The sequence below is a fragment of the Microbacterium sp. ET2 genome (assembly GCF_030347395.1).
Taxonomy (GTDB): domain Bacteria; phylum Actinomycetota; class Actinomycetes; order Actinomycetales; family Microbacteriaceae; genus Microbacterium; species Microbacterium albipurpureum.
The window spans coordinates 819,707-834,000 of record NZ_CP128170.1 but is presented as its reverse complement, the minus strand read 5'-3'; the positions used below and the strand labels follow the sequence as shown (position 1 = coordinate 834,000).

14 protein-coding genes are annotated in these 14,294 nt (G+C 68.4%); 12 read left to right on the top strand and 2 right to left on the bottom strand.

Annotated elements, in window-relative coordinates; genetic code table 11:
* The first annotated feature begins 10 nt into the window (after window positions 1–10).
* From QSU92_RS04085 to QSU92_RS04070, 4 genes are all read left to right on the top strand, one after another.
* Window positions 11–937 carry a transporter substrate-binding domain-containing protein gene (locus QSU92_RS04085; protein WP_289264914.1) on the top strand — a complete coding sequence of 309 codons (927 nt, stop codon included), beginning with the start codon at window positions 11–13 and terminating at the stop codon, window positions 935–937.
* Entirely contained in the window at window positions 934–1,950 is a 1,017-nt protein-coding gene (locus QSU92_RS04080) for an amino acid ABC transporter permease (protein ID WP_289264913.1), read from the top strand. Before QSU92_RS04085 ends, QSU92_RS04080 begins: the two co-directional genes overlap by 4 nt.
* Window positions 1,947–2,762 carry an amino acid ABC transporter ATP-binding protein gene (locus QSU92_RS04075; RefSeq protein ID WP_289264912.1) on the top strand — a complete coding sequence of 272 codons (816 nt, stop codon included), beginning with the start codon at window positions 1,947–1,949 and terminating at the stop codon, window positions 2,760–2,762. Before QSU92_RS04080 ends, QSU92_RS04075 begins: the two co-directional genes overlap by 4 nt.
* Window positions 2,763–2,891: 129 nt before the next feature.
* Window positions 2,892–3,560, top strand: a complete 669-nt coding sequence (locus QSU92_RS04070) for an SDR family NAD(P)-dependent oxidoreductase (protein WP_289264911.1) — start codon at window positions 2,892–2,894, stop codon at window positions 3,558–3,560.
* A 10-nt stretch (window positions 3,561–3,570) separates the two neighbouring features.
* Here QSU92_RS04070 and QSU92_RS04065 read toward each other — a convergent pair whose 3' ends face one another.
* Entirely contained in the window at window positions 3,571–4,335 is a 765-nt protein-coding gene (locus QSU92_RS04065) for an SDR family NAD(P)-dependent oxidoreductase (RefSeq protein ID WP_289264910.1), read from the bottom strand.
* 157 nt (window positions 4,336–4,492) lie between these two features.
* Here QSU92_RS04065 and QSU92_RS04060 point away from each other — a divergent pair, with 157 nt between their 5' ends.
* A complete protein-coding gene (locus tag QSU92_RS04060; RefSeq protein WP_289264909.1) occupies window positions 4,493–6,208 on the top strand; it encodes an FAD-dependent oxidoreductase in 1,716 nt (571 codons plus the stop codon).
* Between the two features lie 48 nt (window positions 6,209–6,256).
* Here the strand turns inward: QSU92_RS04060 and QSU92_RS04055 are convergent, their stop codons facing one another.
* A complete protein-coding gene (locus QSU92_RS04055; RefSeq protein ID WP_289264908.1) occupies window positions 6,257–7,414 on the bottom strand; it encodes an NAD(P)/FAD-dependent oxidoreductase in 1,158 nt (385 codons plus the stop codon).
* A gap of 59 nt (window positions 7,415–7,473) precedes the next feature.
* Here QSU92_RS04055 and QSU92_RS04050 point away from each other — a divergent pair, with 59 nt between their 5' ends.
* The 7 genes from QSU92_RS04050 to QSU92_RS04020 all read left to right on the top strand — a co-directional run bounded on the left by QSU92_RS04050 (window position 7,474) and on the right by QSU92_RS04020 (window position 14,272).
* The gene (locus QSU92_RS04050) at window positions 7,474–8,406 is read left to right on the top strand and encodes a dihydrodipicolinate synthase family protein (RefSeq protein ID WP_289264907.1); all 933 of its coding nucleotides are present in this window, start codon (window positions 7,474–7,476) and stop codon (window positions 8,404–8,406) included.
* A 162-nt stretch (window positions 8,407–8,568) separates the two neighbouring features.
* Window positions 8,569–8,973, top strand: coding sequence for a YybH family protein (locus QSU92_RS04045; protein ID WP_289264906.1), 405 nt, complete (start codon window positions 8,569–8,571; stop codon window positions 8,971–8,973).
* Between the two features lie 27 nt (window positions 8,974–9,000).
* A complete protein-coding gene (locus QSU92_RS04040) occupies window positions 9,001–10,596 on the top strand; it encodes an ABC transporter substrate-binding protein (RefSeq protein ID WP_289264905.1) in 1,596 nt (531 codons plus the stop codon).
* An 85-nt stretch (window positions 10,597–10,681) separates the two neighbouring features.
* Window positions 10,682–11,695: an ABC transporter permease gene (locus tag QSU92_RS04035; RefSeq protein WP_289264904.1), complete on the top strand. Its 1,014-nt coding sequence runs from the start codon at window positions 10,682–10,684 to the stop codon at window positions 11,693–11,695.
* Window positions 11,692–12,606, top strand: coding sequence for an ABC transporter permease (locus tag QSU92_RS04030; protein WP_289264903.1), 915 nt, complete (start codon window positions 11,692–11,694; stop codon window positions 12,604–12,606). Before QSU92_RS04035 ends, QSU92_RS04030 begins: the two co-directional genes overlap by 4 nt.
* Window positions 12,603–13,388 carry an ATP-binding cassette domain-containing protein gene (locus QSU92_RS04025; RefSeq protein ID WP_289264902.1) on the top strand — a complete coding sequence of 262 codons (786 nt, stop codon included), beginning with the start codon at window positions 12,603–12,605 and terminating at the stop codon, window positions 13,386–13,388. The genes QSU92_RS04030 and QSU92_RS04025 overlap by 4 nt, the downstream gene beginning before the upstream one ends.
* A complete protein-coding gene (locus tag QSU92_RS04020; RefSeq protein ID WP_289264901.1) occupies window positions 13,385–14,272 on the top strand; it encodes an ABC transporter ATP-binding protein in 888 nt (295 codons plus the stop codon). The genes QSU92_RS04025 and QSU92_RS04020 overlap by 4 nt, the downstream gene beginning before the upstream one ends.
* Window positions 14,273–14,294: the final 22 nt, after the last annotated feature.

Genomic DNA, 14,294 nt, shown 5'->3' with positions numbered 1-14,294 from the left:
AGCCGCCTCGATGAACATCCCCGCCACCCGCCGCGTTCTCGTCGGCCTCGCCGCCTTTTCAGTTCTGGGTCTCACTCTCGCGGGCTGCGCCTCGGGCGACGGGGACGATTCCAGCGGATCGATCGAGGTCGCCGGCGTCACCATCGAGACCAACGACGAGCTGGCACAACTCGTACCCGAGGATGTGGCTGAACGCGGAACCCTCACCGCCATCCAGTTCGACAACGCACCGGCAGACACATTCCTCGACGAGAACGACCAGATCGCGGGGTGGGGCCCCGATCTCGGACGCGCCGCCGCTGCGTTGCTGGGATTGGAGTACACCGCCGAGGTGTCGGGCGCCTTCGACACCTTCATCCCAGGTATCGAGAACGGCCGATTCGACAGCTCGTGGGCATCCATCATCGTCACCCAAGAGCGGCTCGACGTCGTCGACATCGTCGCCGTGCACGAGAGCACCACCGGAGTCATCACGAGTGAGGATGCGGGTCTGGACATCAGCACGCCCGAGGACCTGTGCGGGCTCCGCGTCGGCGCGCTGGCAGGGTCGGCGTTCCTCATCCAGATCGAGGAGATCGTGACGATCTGCGACGACGCCGGAGAACCGGCGCCGACCATCGATTCGTTCCCGCAGCAGGCTGCGGCGATCCTCGCCGTGAGCTCCGACCGCATCGACGCGTTCATGACCGCAAAGGGTCAGCTGTCGTGGCTGCTGCGCGAGGACAGCAGTGCCGAGGGTCTGGAGATCCAGCCGCTGGACTACCAGCCGAACCTCGAGGGAGTAGCGGTGGGGAAGGACTCCGGTATGACCGAGGCCATCGCGGCAGCGGTGAACGAGCTCATCGAGGACGGCACCTACGAGACGATCATGACCAGTTGGGATGTCGACTTCGGCCTGCTCGATGAGGCGGTCGTCAATCCGAGCGTCGAGCAGTGACCTCGACCGGCACCGATGAGGCTCCCGATGAGCGCTCGAGCCGGGGGCCGCTGACCACCACGCTGCAGATCGGACGGGGCCCCGAAGGGCCCCGGGTGCGCACCACCACGGCGCGCCACCTCGCCGTGAAGACCGCGGGATGGGCGCTGCGGATCCTCCTCGTGCTGTTCGTGCTGGAGATCATCTCGAAATTTCTCACCGCTGACGCCATGCGGTGGGATGTGGTCGGAGAGTATCTCTTCAGCGACCGGGTGCTGCAGGGCGTCGGGCTCACGCTCTTCCTGACCGCGGTCGCGATGGTGCTCGGATGCCTCATCGGGTTGATCCTCGCCCTGATGAAGATCTCTCAGAGCCTTCTGTTCAACGTGGCCGCCGACGCCTACATCTGGCTGTTCCGGGGAACGCCCCTGCTCGTTCAGCTGCTGTTCTGGTACAACCTCGCCAGCTTCCTGCCGAAGCTCACCCTCGGCATCCCCTTCGGACCGCAGTGGTTCGAGTGGGATACCAACACGGTGATCAGCTCCCTGGTCGCTGCGCTGCTGGGGCTGGGGTTGAACGAGGGTGCCTACATGTCCGAGATCATCCGCGCCGGCATCCAGTCGGTTGACCAGGGCCAGAGCGAGGCCGCCGCCGCGCTCGGGATGTCGCGGCGCCGGGCGATGCGGCGCATCGTGCTGCCGCAGGCGATGCGGGTGATCGTCCCGCCGACGGGGAACCAGGTGATCTCGATGCTCAAGGGGACGAGCCTGGTGAGCATCGTCGCCATCAGTGAACTCCTCTACACCGTCCAGGTGATCTACGCCCGCACCTTCGAGACCATTCCGCTTCTGGTGGTGGCCTGCATCTGGTATCTCGTGCTGACGACGGTGCTTTCGATCGGTCAGCACTACATCGAGAAGTACTACGCACGAGGCGCGACACGGAGCGCACCCGATACGTATCTGCAGAAGCTCCGCAAGCTCCTGCCGAGGACGACACCCGTCTCCGGGCCGAGGGAGAGGACGCCGGCATGACCGCGATCGTCGACCCCGTCATCCGTCTGCAGGCTGTGAGCAAGAGTTTCGGGGCGCTCGCGGTCCTCCGTGAGGTGGATCTGGAGGTCTTCCGCGGCGAGGTCGTCTGTGTGATCGGTCCCTCCGGGTCGGGCAAGTCCACGCTCCTGCGCTGCATCAATCATCTCGAGACGCCGACCGCCGGAATCGTGTGGCTCGGTGACGAGCCCGTGGGGGTGCGAGAGAGCCGGGGACACCTGGTCGAGATCGGCCCCGCAGAGCTCGCCCGTCAGCGCACCGAGATCGGGATGGTGTTCCAGAACTTCAATCTGTTCGGGCACATGACGGTGCTCGAGAACATCATCGAAGCCCCGATCCAGGTGCTGCGCACACCACGGGCGGAGGCGGAGACGCATGCGCGTCAGCTGCTGGAGTGGGTGCAGCTGAGCGGGAAAGAAGCGGCCTATCCGCGCCAGCTCTCCGGAGGACAGCAGCAGCGTGCGGCGATCGCGCGTGCTCTGGCCATGCGCCCTCGCGTGATGCTGTTCGATGAGCCCACCTCGGCCCTGGATCCCGAGACTGTCGGGGAGGTCCTCTCGGTCATGAGGCGCCTGGCCTCCGAAGGGCTGACGATGATCGTCGTCACGCACGAGATCGAATTCGCGCGGGAGGTCGCCGACCGCGTCGTCTTCATGGATGACGGTCGGATCGTGGAGAGCGGCAGTGCGAGGGAGGTGCTCGACCGACCCGTCGAGGAGCGGACCCGACGATTCCTCTCCCGCATCCTCGATACGCGCTCCGGTGTCGAGGACGCGGAAGGAACGTCCGCCTAGGCGGAGGATGCGAGCCCCGTGGTTCTGGTGCAAGATAGAGAGAGCGATCGCACAGTGAACGCATGTGCGGTAAGCGAACAATAGGCGAGGATACCCCCGTGATCACACCCCGCTACCGACGGATGCGACATGTGCGCCCCTGACCTGATCGGCCGCACCGTGCTGGTCCTCGGCGCCGCAGGCGCGATGGGACGCTCGGCGGCGCGCACGCTGGCCGGGCACGGGGCGCGGGTGATCGTCGCCGACGAGGATGTGGCGCAGCTCGAGGCCGTCTTCGGCGCCGATGACCGCTTCCGGGTATGGGACGTCGACATCACCGACGGCAGTCATGTGCAGCGATTGGCTGCGGAGTTCGACGACACCGAGGTGCTGATCCACTGCGCCGACCGAGGGTACTCAGCGGGTGTTCCGATCGCGGCGGAGCACGACCTCGTCGATGCGTTCACCGCCGAGGTCGCGTCATGCTGGGCGGCGCTTCGGCACTTCGCTCCCGCGATGGCGGCCCGAGGTCGCGGGTCGATCATCGCCTATTCGGGAGCGCGGGCTGCGACCGGCGCGGAACGCGGCACCCGCGCGATGTCCTCGGAGGCGATCAACCAGATGGTCCGGGAGTTCGCTCACGAGCTCGAGCCCCATGGTGTGCGCGTCAACGCCCTGGCGCCCGCCGGCGATCAAGATGAGACGGCGCTGCGCTTCCTCGCCTCCGATGTGTCCCGGCACGTCACCGGCGCCCTCGTGGTGATCGAGTCGGGGTGGAGCGTCATCGAACGCATCGAAGAGAGTGTCGGCACTCGCTGAACTCGGCCGGTCAGCGGACGTAGGTGGCCCCGTTGACGTCCAGCGTGGCGCCGCTCAGATGGCGAACCCGGCCGCTCGCCAGCAGTGCGATCAGTTCGGCGATCTCGGCCGGCGGCACCATCTCTCCCATGGCGAGCGTCTGCAGCACGGCCTCCCGCCCGCCGCGGTCCGCTCCCGCGGAAGCGGACATCGGGGTGTCCACCGCACCGGGGGCGATGAGGTAGGTGCAGACTCCGTCGGCCGCATATGCGCGGGCGACGGTCTTCAGGGCCGCAGCCGTCGCTGCCTTCGAGGCGGCGTAGGCGACGAGGTTCGGATTTCCCGCTCCCCGCTGTGTCACCCAGCTGCTCAGTCCCACGATCGTGCCGCCGCCCTCGGCCAGGAAGTGCGCAAGCGACCGGCGGATGAGAGTGAGCTGGCTGAGGGTGTTGACCTGCAGGGCCCGTTCGAAGGTCTCGTTCCACGCCTCGTCGGTGTCGTCGAGTTCGACCTTGGGCATGATGGCCGCGTTCAGAACCACCACATCGATCCGTCCCGCCCAGCGGAGGGCGTCCCGCCACAGTTCCGATGCCCCCTGCGGGTCGGCGAGGTCGGCCTGGATGACCGTGGCGGAACCCTCGGGGAAGTCGGCGATGGCCTCCATGGCCCCCTCGGGATTGGAGCGACCGTGCGCGATGACCCTGGCCCCGGATGAGGCGAGCCTCTCGACGGTTGCGCGGCCGATGCCGCCGGAGGCGCCCGTGACGAGAACCGTCCGTCCCGCCAACTCGCTCATCGTCCGCCGCCGAGGCGGTCGCGCTGAGGAAGAACAGCACGCTGACGGGTCATGATTGCCTCCGGGAACGGTCGCGGGACGTCAATGGCCATCATAATAGACATGGTTCGTATGGCGAATGAAGGTGCGTTGTGCGAACGAACCGAAGGAGAACCGGATGAGAGTGACCACCCCCGGCATCGGCGGCGACGCGGAGGGCGACGGCGCGCTGTGCTTCGACGGTCGCACCGTTGCGGTCAGCGCCACCGATTCCGTCGCCAGCGCGATGGTCGCGGCGGGGGAGCGAGGCAATCGCGCCGATGACGCGGGCGGTCGGCGCGGTGTCTGGTGCGGCATGGGCGTGTGTCACGAATGCGCAGTGCGCATCGATGGCGAGGACGCCCGGCTCGCGTGCATGACCCCCGCGCGGAACGGCCAGATCATCGAGACCCAGCCGCCCCGGCGCCGGGTTCCCGCCGCGACCACCCCGGCCCGCCCCGAGACGGAGATCTCCCCCGACGTCCTCGTCATCGGGGGAGGGCCCGCAGGTCTCGTCGCTGCGACCGCGCTGGCTGAGGGGGGTCTGGATGTGCTGCTGGTCGACGATCGCCCGAAGCTCGGGGGGCAGTACTACAAGCAACCGGACGCGGCGTTCCGCGTCGACGAAGACCGCTTGGACCGCCAGTACATCGCGGGCCGCCGGTTGATCCGCGCGGCGCAGACCGCGGGGGTGCGCACACTCCTGGGCACCACCGTGTGGGCGGCCTTCGAGCCGGATCACCTTCTCGCTCGGTCGGATCAGGAGCGCTGGATCATCCGCCCCCGGCGGGTGGTGATCGCCGCCGGCGCCTACGAGCGGGGCGTGCCGATCCCGGGCTGGACCCTGCCGGGTGTGATGACCACCGGTGCGGGGCAGACCCTGCTGCGGTCCTACCAGGTCTCGCCCGGAGACCGCGTCCTCGTCGCGGGGAACGGCCCACTGAACGTGCAGCTGGCTGCCGAGCTGGCGCGCGGGGGAGTGAACGTCGTCGGGCTGGTCGAGGCGGCTCGGATCTTCTCGCCGCTGCGCGCAGCCGCGGTCGCGCGCATGGCCCTCGCGGTCCCCGGTCTCACCGCCGACGGCGTCCGCTACCTCGCCGAGTTGACGGCGCGGCGGGTTCCGATCATCACCGGCGCCGCCGTGGTGGGGCTCGAGGGGGATCCGGCGGCCGGCGTCTCCCGCGCGACCATCGGACGCATCGACGAAGAGGGACGGATGACGCGGGAGCTGCGGTCCTTCGACGTCGACGCAGTGTGCCTCGGCTACGGCTTCCTGCCGGGGAACGACCTCGCGCGATCGCTCGGATGCCGGCATGAGGTCGACGCGGCCCGGGGAGCGCTGCGCACGGTGACCGACGACGAGGGCCGCACATCCCTCGAGTCGGTCTTCGCGATCGGCGACGCCGCGGGCGTGCGCGGCGCGAAGTTCGCACAGGCGCAGGCGAAACTGGCCGCGGCCGCCATCCGCCGGGACCTCCGGGGCGAGCCGTCGGGCGCGCCCCGCCAGGCAGCGGCGGACGCGCGCCGTCAGGCGGCGTTCCAGCGGGCCGTGAACACGCTGTTCGCGGCCCCTGTCCTCACCGATCAACTTGCGCGGCCGGACACGGTGGTCTGTCGGTGCGAAGGCACGACGCACGGAGACCTCGCCGAGTCGATGACCGACGGCGTCACCACGGCCGGTGCGGTCAAGCGCGTCACGCGCGCCGGCATGGGGAAGTGCCAGGGGCGGTACTGCGGCCCCGTGCTCACAGCGATGCAGGCCGCGCGCACCGGTGTCGCTGTCGCGGAGCGCTCGGGATTCGCCCCGCAGGCGCCGGTCAAGCCCGTGCCGCTGGGGGACGTCGCCCAGGGGTGAGCGCGCTCCCGCCTGAGGCGGCCGAGCCTCTCGCAATCGGGTTGGCGGTCAGAAGCGGGTCGGGGCGAACGGCGTGAGGTCGAGACCGGGGTCTTCGCCCCGGGCGAGGTCGGCGAGGATCCGCCCCATGAGCGGCGCCGCCGTGAAGCCCATGTAGGGGTAGAACCCGACGATGACGTCGCCATCGGCCGTCACGGGGCCGATGATCGGGCTGTGGTCGGGGGTCCCGTTGCCGATGCCCGTCCAGGTGCGCAGGAGCGCGAGGTCGGCGATCACCGGGGCGATGCGGATCGCCATCGCCAGGTTCGCACGCAGCGAGTCGGGGTTGACGATCCATTCCCCTGCCGCGTTGCGCCGGGCCGGCCATCCGCCGCCGATGAGCAGGGTGCCGGACTGCGCCTGCTTGAAGGTCAGCTTTCCGCCGGCGTAGTAGAAGAGGTGCGCCACCATCGGATCGACCCGCTCGGTGACACTGACCTGCACCGCGCCGCTGGAGATCGGCAGATCGAGGTCGAAGTGGCGGGCGAGATCCGGCATCCCGTCCCCTCCCGCGAGGATGACACGTCGAGCCCGGACCTCGCCGCCGGGAGTGCGGATGACGCGCGCGTCGCCGTCGCGGTCGAAACCCACCGCCGGGGTCTGGGTGCGCACCACGGCTCCGGCCTCCAGGGCGCGACGCGCGAAGGCCGGGGCGACGAGCAGGGGATTCGCCTTGCCCTCGATCGGGCACAGCTCCCCGCCGACGACGGAATCGCTGAGCCACGGGGCGAGGCTCCGGAGTTCGCCGGCGGACAGCATCCGACTGGGAATGCCGATTCGATTCTCGAGCGCGACCTTCCGCTCGATCGCGGCGAGCTGGCTCACGTCGTCGGCGACGAGGATGCCGCCCTTCTTCGCCACCTGCAGGTCGGTGCCCAGTTCGTCGCTCAGTCCGTCCCAGAGCGTGAGGGAGTCGGCCAGGAACCGCAGTGCGGGCAGCCACGCCTCCGCCCACTCGGCACCCTCCTCCAAGAAGGGCTCGTGCTGGATCTGACCGTGGAGGCTTCCGGCGTTCCGCCCGGACGCCTCGGTGTTGAGATCGTTGCGGTCCAGGAGCACCACATCGAGTCCGGCTCGGCTCAGATGGTAGGTTGCCGCAGCCCCGCTCGCGCCTCCGCCGACCACCGCGACATCGAAGACATGCCTGGGATGCTTCCGATCCACCATGCCTACACCGTATCCTGGGTGTTCACTTTACGTACAGTTGTTCGCAGAGAGGTCACTTCATGCCCGCTACCTTCTCGGGTTCCTACACCGTCGCGGTCACGCCCTTCACCGACGACCTCAGCCGCGTCGACCTCGACCGGCTGCGTGCGTTCCTCGATTGGCAGCTCGCGGAGGGTGTTCCCGGAATCATCATGCTCGGAACGACGGGCGAATTCCTCTCGGTCACGCCGGAGGAGCGTCGCGAGCTGGTCGGAGCGACCGTGGAGCACATCGCCGGGCGGATCCCCGTGCTGGTCGGCACGGCCGACGCCTCGACGACGCGGGCGGTGCAGTTCAGCGTCGAGGCGCGGGACCTGGGGGCCGACGGCCTGATGATCGTGCCGCCGTACTACTACACGCCCACCGACGACGAGATCTATCGTCACTACGAAGCGATCGTCGGAGCCGTCGATCTGCCGATCATGCTGTACAACAACCCCGTCACCTCGAACGTCGACATGAGCGCGGAGCTCGTCGCGCGTCTGGCGAAGGACTTCGCCACCGTCTCGTACATCAAGGAGTCCTCGCAGGACATCGCCCGGGTGCGGGACGTGATCGATCTCGCCGGCGACGCCATCACCGTCTACGCGGGGGAGCGGGTGGTGGACTCCTACCTCCTGGGCGCACAGGGCTACGTCAATCCCTACGGGAACTACATCCCCCGCGCGTCCGCAGGCATCTGGGGGCTCCTGGAGGAGGGGCGCATCGAGGATGCTCGACGGATCGACGGTCTGATCAAGCGATTCGACGCCATCATCGCCGCGGGGCATCCCACGTACGGCCACCAGTGCTACTCCAAGCGGCTCGCAGAGCGCGCAGGCTACCCCATGGGAACGGTGCGCCCGCCGCTGACGACGTTCGCGCAGCTGGGTGCCGAGGGCGAGGACCGTCTCAATCGCATCGGAGCCGTGATCGACGAGCTGGACGACCTCACCCGCCAGCTCGGACTGTGACGATTCCGTTGTAATTCGCTATAGACAAACGGCCGGTTCATCCGTCAAATTTCTTCTGAACGTAAGACCTGAGATCGACTTCTCCTTACGAAATACGATTGAAACGAAGAATCTGTTTCCATCTGAGCATCCGCGGCTCTCCCGAACACTCAGGAAGTGACGATGTCATCATCCGTGACCGACGACGAGAAGTGGCTGCACGACGCGGTGTACGCCATGTACGACGCATACCTGACCAGCGACCGTGCGCGAGCCGACAGCTACATCGCCGAGGACGTGACCCTCTGGGACACCGAGCACGAGCCCCTCGTCTTCGGCTTGTCCGGCCTGAACGCGCTGCGCGACAGCCGCCCGCCGGGGAGCGTAGGGGCCGTCGCGGGAATCGACGTCACGGAACCGGTCATCGACGTCTGGGAGGACTTCGCCCTCGTCCGACACACCTTCACCGTCCGTTTCACCGACCCCGCCGCCCGTCCTGAACGAGTCCGGAACACCGGCGTCTGGCGGAGGCGAGAGGGCACGTGGCTCCTCGTCCACAATCACGAAGACGTCCTGCCCGAGCAGTAACCCCCCCACCCGAGAAAGAAGAGTCCCGTGAAAACATCCAGAAGGCTCCTCACGACGGCGACCCTCGTCGCCGCCACGGCCCTCGCCCTCGCCGCGTGCGCAGCACCGGCCGACACCGACACCGACCAGCCCGAGGGCGAGCAGACCGAATCGCTCGTCATCGACAAGTCCTTCGACCTCGTCACCGCCGACCCGGCCCGGATGTTCGAGACCACCGGCGGCATCGTCCTGCACGCCGTCTACGACAGTCTCCTCACCTTCGCCGACGGCGACGCCACCGAGCCGCTCCCCAGCGTCGCCTCGGAATGGACGGTCAACGATGACGCCACGGAGTACACGTTCACGATCCGCGACGGCATCACCTTCTCCGACGGCACCCCGCTGACCTCGGCCGACGTCGTGTATTCGCTGAACAGGGTGAAGAACATTCAGGGCAACGGCTCCTTCCTGATGAACGGGCTGTCGGTGAGCGCGCCCGACGAGACGACGGTCGTCATCTCCTCCGAAACATCCAACACCGCGGTCCCGGCGATCGTCACGAGCCCGACGCTCGGCATCGTCAACAGCGCCCTGGTGACGGAGAACGGCGGAACCGACGCCGATGATGCCGCCGAGACCGACACCGCGGAGGAGTTCCTCAACGCCACGTCGGCCGGCAGCGGGCCGTACGTGCTGGAGTCCTTCGACACCACCACGGAGACGGTTCTCGTCGCCAACCCGGAGTACTGGGGCGAGGCGCCGGTCTACGACCGCGTCGTGTTGCGCAATGCCACCGCCGAGGCGCAGCTCATGGACATCCAGAGCGGCACGGCCGACATCGCCCTCGATCTCGGTTCCGACCAGATCGCCGGCCTCGGCGGCGACGTCGTGGTGAACACCTCCCAGTCTCCGACGATGTTCTTCTTCTTCCTCAACGCCAACCCCGAGGTATCCGAGATCACCTCGTCTCCCGACTTCCGTGAGGCGGTCCGCTACGGCATCGACTTCGATGCGATGCTCGAGCTCGCCGGTGAGGGTGCCGAGCGCGCCTACGGCATCGTGCCTTCGTCGTACCTCGGGGCCCTCGGAGCCGACAGTGCGGTGGAGCGCGACGTGGAGCGCGCCCAGGAGGCTGTGGCGCGGCTGGGCGGCGACGTCACCGTCGAACTGGAGTACGCCAGCGACTTCTCCAGCAACGGCCTGAGCATGGGACCGTTCGCCGAGCGCATCGCCGCTCAGCTCGCGGAGGTCGGCATCACGGTGAACCTCGCTCCCGGTCCCATCGCGACGACGCTCGAGAGCTATCGTGCCGGCACCGAGGAGATGGGCCTCTGGCTCTGGAACCCGGACTACCCGGACTCGGCCGACTACCTGGCCTTCGGGCCCGGCGGGATCGTCGGTGAGCGCGCCGGCTGGACCGCAGGCATGGCCCCCGAGATCGAGGCCGTCATGGACGAGGTCCGCAGCGAGATCGACCCGGCCGCGCGCGAGCCGCTCTACCAGGAGTTCCAGGAATTGAGCAATGAGGAGGGCGTCATCGTGCCGCTGTTCCAGCCCGCGGCATCGGTGGTCTCCACCAGCGCCGTCGGCGACGTGCCGTACGACCCGGTATTCTCACTCGACATCGCGGCCATCGGCCGCTGAGTGACCCAGAGCACGCTCCCGGGCACCCGCCCGGGAGCGTGCTCGCCTCCCGTCCCCCCACCCCCATCCAGATCGAGGTCGTCGCGTGGCATTGTTCATCGCCAAACGTCTCGGCGCTGCCCTTCTCCTGGTCGTCGGCACCATCCTCGTGGCGTTCGTGCTCACCGCCGTCCTGCCCGGTGACGCCGCAACGGCGCGCCTGGGCGAACAGGCCGCCGCCAACCCCGAGATCGTCGAGGCGATGCGGCGTCAGATGGGGTTGGACCGCCCCCTCTACGAGCAGTTCTTCATCTACCTCGGCGGACTCTTCCGCGGTGATCTCGGCGACTCGGTCCAGACCACCCGCCCCGTCCTGACCGACCTCATGCTGTTCGGGCCCGCCTCGGCGGAATTGGCGCTGTCGGCCACGCTGATCGCGGTCGTGGTCGGCGGCGGGCTCGGCATCGTGGCGGCCCTTCGCGCCAACACCGCGATCGACAACGTGCTGCGGGCGTTCAGCCTCGGCGGGGTGTCGATCCCGATCTTCTGGTTCGCGTTGATCGCCACCTCGGTCTTCGCCACCCGCCTGCAGTGGTTCCCGTCCTCCGGGCGGTTGGACGCCGGAGAGATCCCGCCGCCGCGCGTCACCGGCTTCTACACGATCGACTCGTTGCTGGCCGGCGATCTGCCCCTCTTCTTCCAGGCCGTGGACCACCTGATCCTCCCCGCCATCGTGCTGTCGGCACCGATGGTCGGGCTCCTCATGCGCTTCACGCGAGCTTCCGTCCTCGACGTCCTCGGCCAGGAGTACATCCGCGCCGCCGAAGCCAAGGGTCTCAGCCCCCGCTCGGTCGTCTTCGGCCACGTCCTTCGCGGTGCGCTGGTGCCGGTGATCACCGTCGTGGGAACGGCGTTCGCGTCGCTTCTGGCGGGCACGGTGCTGGTCGAGCAGATCTTCGCCTGGCCGGGCATCGGCTCCTACGCCTACCGAGCGGCCTCCACGCTCGATCTGTCGGCGATCGTGGGAGTGACCATCTTCGTCGCGCTGATCTACATCTTCGTGAACCTGATCACCGACATCCTGTACGGCATCATCGACCCGAGGATCCGGCGCGCATGAGCACCACAGAGAAGGCCCTCGACACGGTCGATCCCATCCAGGAGGCAGAGGGTCGCCGATGGATGCCGCGCTGGCGTCTGCCCGCTGCATGGCGGCGTCCGCTCGCGATCGTCGGCATCGTCATCGTGGTGTTCTGGATCGTCGTGATCATCTTCGCCCCGCTCCTGGCCCCCTACGACCCGCTCGCCCAGGACTCGGCCCGCTTCCTCCCGCCCTCGCTGGATCACCCCTTCGGCACCGACGGGGTGGGGCGCGACGTCCTCTCGCGCGTGATTTACGGCGCACGTATCAGCATCCCGATCGCGATCATGCTCGTCGCGCTGTCGCTCATCGTCGGCTCGACGGTGGGAGCGATCGCGGGGTACTTCGGCGGCGCCGTCGATGCGGTCCTGATGCGCATCGTCGACCTCTTCTTCTCCTTCCCCGCCATCATCCTGGCCATGGCCGTCTCCGCGGCCCTCGGCCCGTCTCTGGTCAATGCGGTGCTGGCCATCGTGGTGGTGTCGTGGCCCGCCTATGCCCGCGTGACGAGATCGCTCGTGCTGGGGTTGCGCGACAGCAACTTCATCGCCGCCTCCCGGCTGCTGGGCGCATCGTCGCTGCGGACGCTGCTGCGTGACATCGCGCCGAACATCCTCGGTCCGATCGCGGTGATCTCCACGCTCGAACTCGGCAACGCCATCCTGCTGCTGGCGGGGCTCAGCTACCTCGGGCTCGGCGCGGTGCCGCCCACCCCCGAATGGGGGGCCATGGTCTCGGAGGGTTCGCGGGTGTTCTACAACTACTGGGTGGCCCTGTTCCCGGGCGTTGCGATCCTCAGCATCGTGCTGGCGTTCAACTTCATCGGCGACTCGCTCCGCGACGCGCTCGACCCCCGCACCTCCCGCGCCGTGCAGGCGGTGGAGCTGTGAGCGCGCCTCTCCTCGACATCCGCGATCTCCGCCTGCGCCTGGGGGGCCGTGCCCTGGTCGACGGGGTATCGCTCTCGGTCGCCCCCGGCGAGATCGTGGGGCTCGCCGGCGAGAGCGGAAGCGGCAAGACGCTCACGGCCCTGACCGCCCTCGGACTCCTCCCCGACGGCTCCACCACGTCGGGGGAGGTCCTCTTCGACGGTCGTGACGTGCTGACCCTCAGCAAGCCCGACCTGCGGGCGCTGCGTGGGGACCGTGTCTCGGTGGTGTTCCAGGATCCGATGACGGCCCTTCATCCGATGCTGACCATCGAACGCCAACTCACCGAGCATCAGCTCGTCCACCGGTCGGTGACCCGCAAGCAGGCGCGCCAGCGCGGCATCGAGCTGCTGGACCGCGTTCGCATCCCCGACCCCCACCTCGCGATCCGCTCGTATCCGCATCGATTCTCCGGAGGGATGCGGCAGCGCATCGCGATCGCGTCGGCGCTGGCCTGCGAGCCCGAGCTGCTCATCGCCGACGAGGTGACCACCGCGCTCGATGTCACCGTGCAGGCGGGGATCCTCCGCCTCCTCGAGGGACTTCGGCAGGAGCTGGGTATGGCGATGCTGTTCATCACCCACGACCTGGCGGTGATGAACGTGGTGACCGACCGGCTGTACGTCATGCGCTCCGGTCGCGTGGTCGAGACGGGTCCCACACGAGAGGTGCTCGCCGCACCCACCGACGACTACACCCGGGCGCTCGTGGACGCCCTGCCCGACACGGAGGCCATCGCATGAGCGCACTGGAGGTGCAGGACGCGGTCGTGGAGTACCGCGTCCCCGGCGCGAAGACCGTCCGAGCCGTTTCGGGGGTTTCGCTCCGGGTCGAGTCCGGGGAGGTCGTCGGACTGGTGGGCGAGTCCGGCTGCGGCAAGTCCTCGCTCGGCAAGGCGATCGTGGGACTGAACCCGCTCAGCTCCGGACACATCCTGGTCGAGGGTCGAGAACTCGCACCCCTCCGCCGGCGCGCCCGGCCCATAGCCGATCGCGCGGTGCAGATGGTGTTCCAGGATCCCTATTCCTCCCTCAACCCGCGGCGGCGGATCGGCCGCCAGATCCAGGATGCGATCTCCGCCCGCGCCGGCTCGGCGCGGGCGGGAGAGCTGCTCGAATCCGTCGGTCTTCCGGCATCGGCCCTCCAGCGCTTCCCCCACCAGTTCTCCGGGGGACAACGCCAGCGCATCGCGATCGCACGCGCTCTGGCATCCGATCCGACCGTGATCGTCGCCGATGAACCGGTGTCGGCACTGGACGCTTCGACCCGGCAGCAGGTGGCGGGTCTCCTCTCCGACACCGCGACGGCGCGGGGGGTCGCCCTGCTGATGATCTCGCACGACCTGTCGGGGCTGCGCACCATCGCCCACCGCCTCGCGGTGATGTACTTCGGACGCATCGTGGAGACCGGACCGACGGAGGCGATCTGGACGCAGCCTCGTCACCCGTACACCCGTACTCTCATCGGCGCCATTCCGCGGCTCGGTCGGGGAGCACCCTTGCCGAGCGAACCCGACAGGAGCGTCCCGCGAGAGGTGGGTGACGACGACGCCCGGCTGGTGGAGTGCGGGCCCGGCCACTTCGTCGCCGCCGAAGCCCTGGAACAGAGAGCGGCGAAAGTAATGTGAAAAGCCGGCTGTGCTTTTCAAT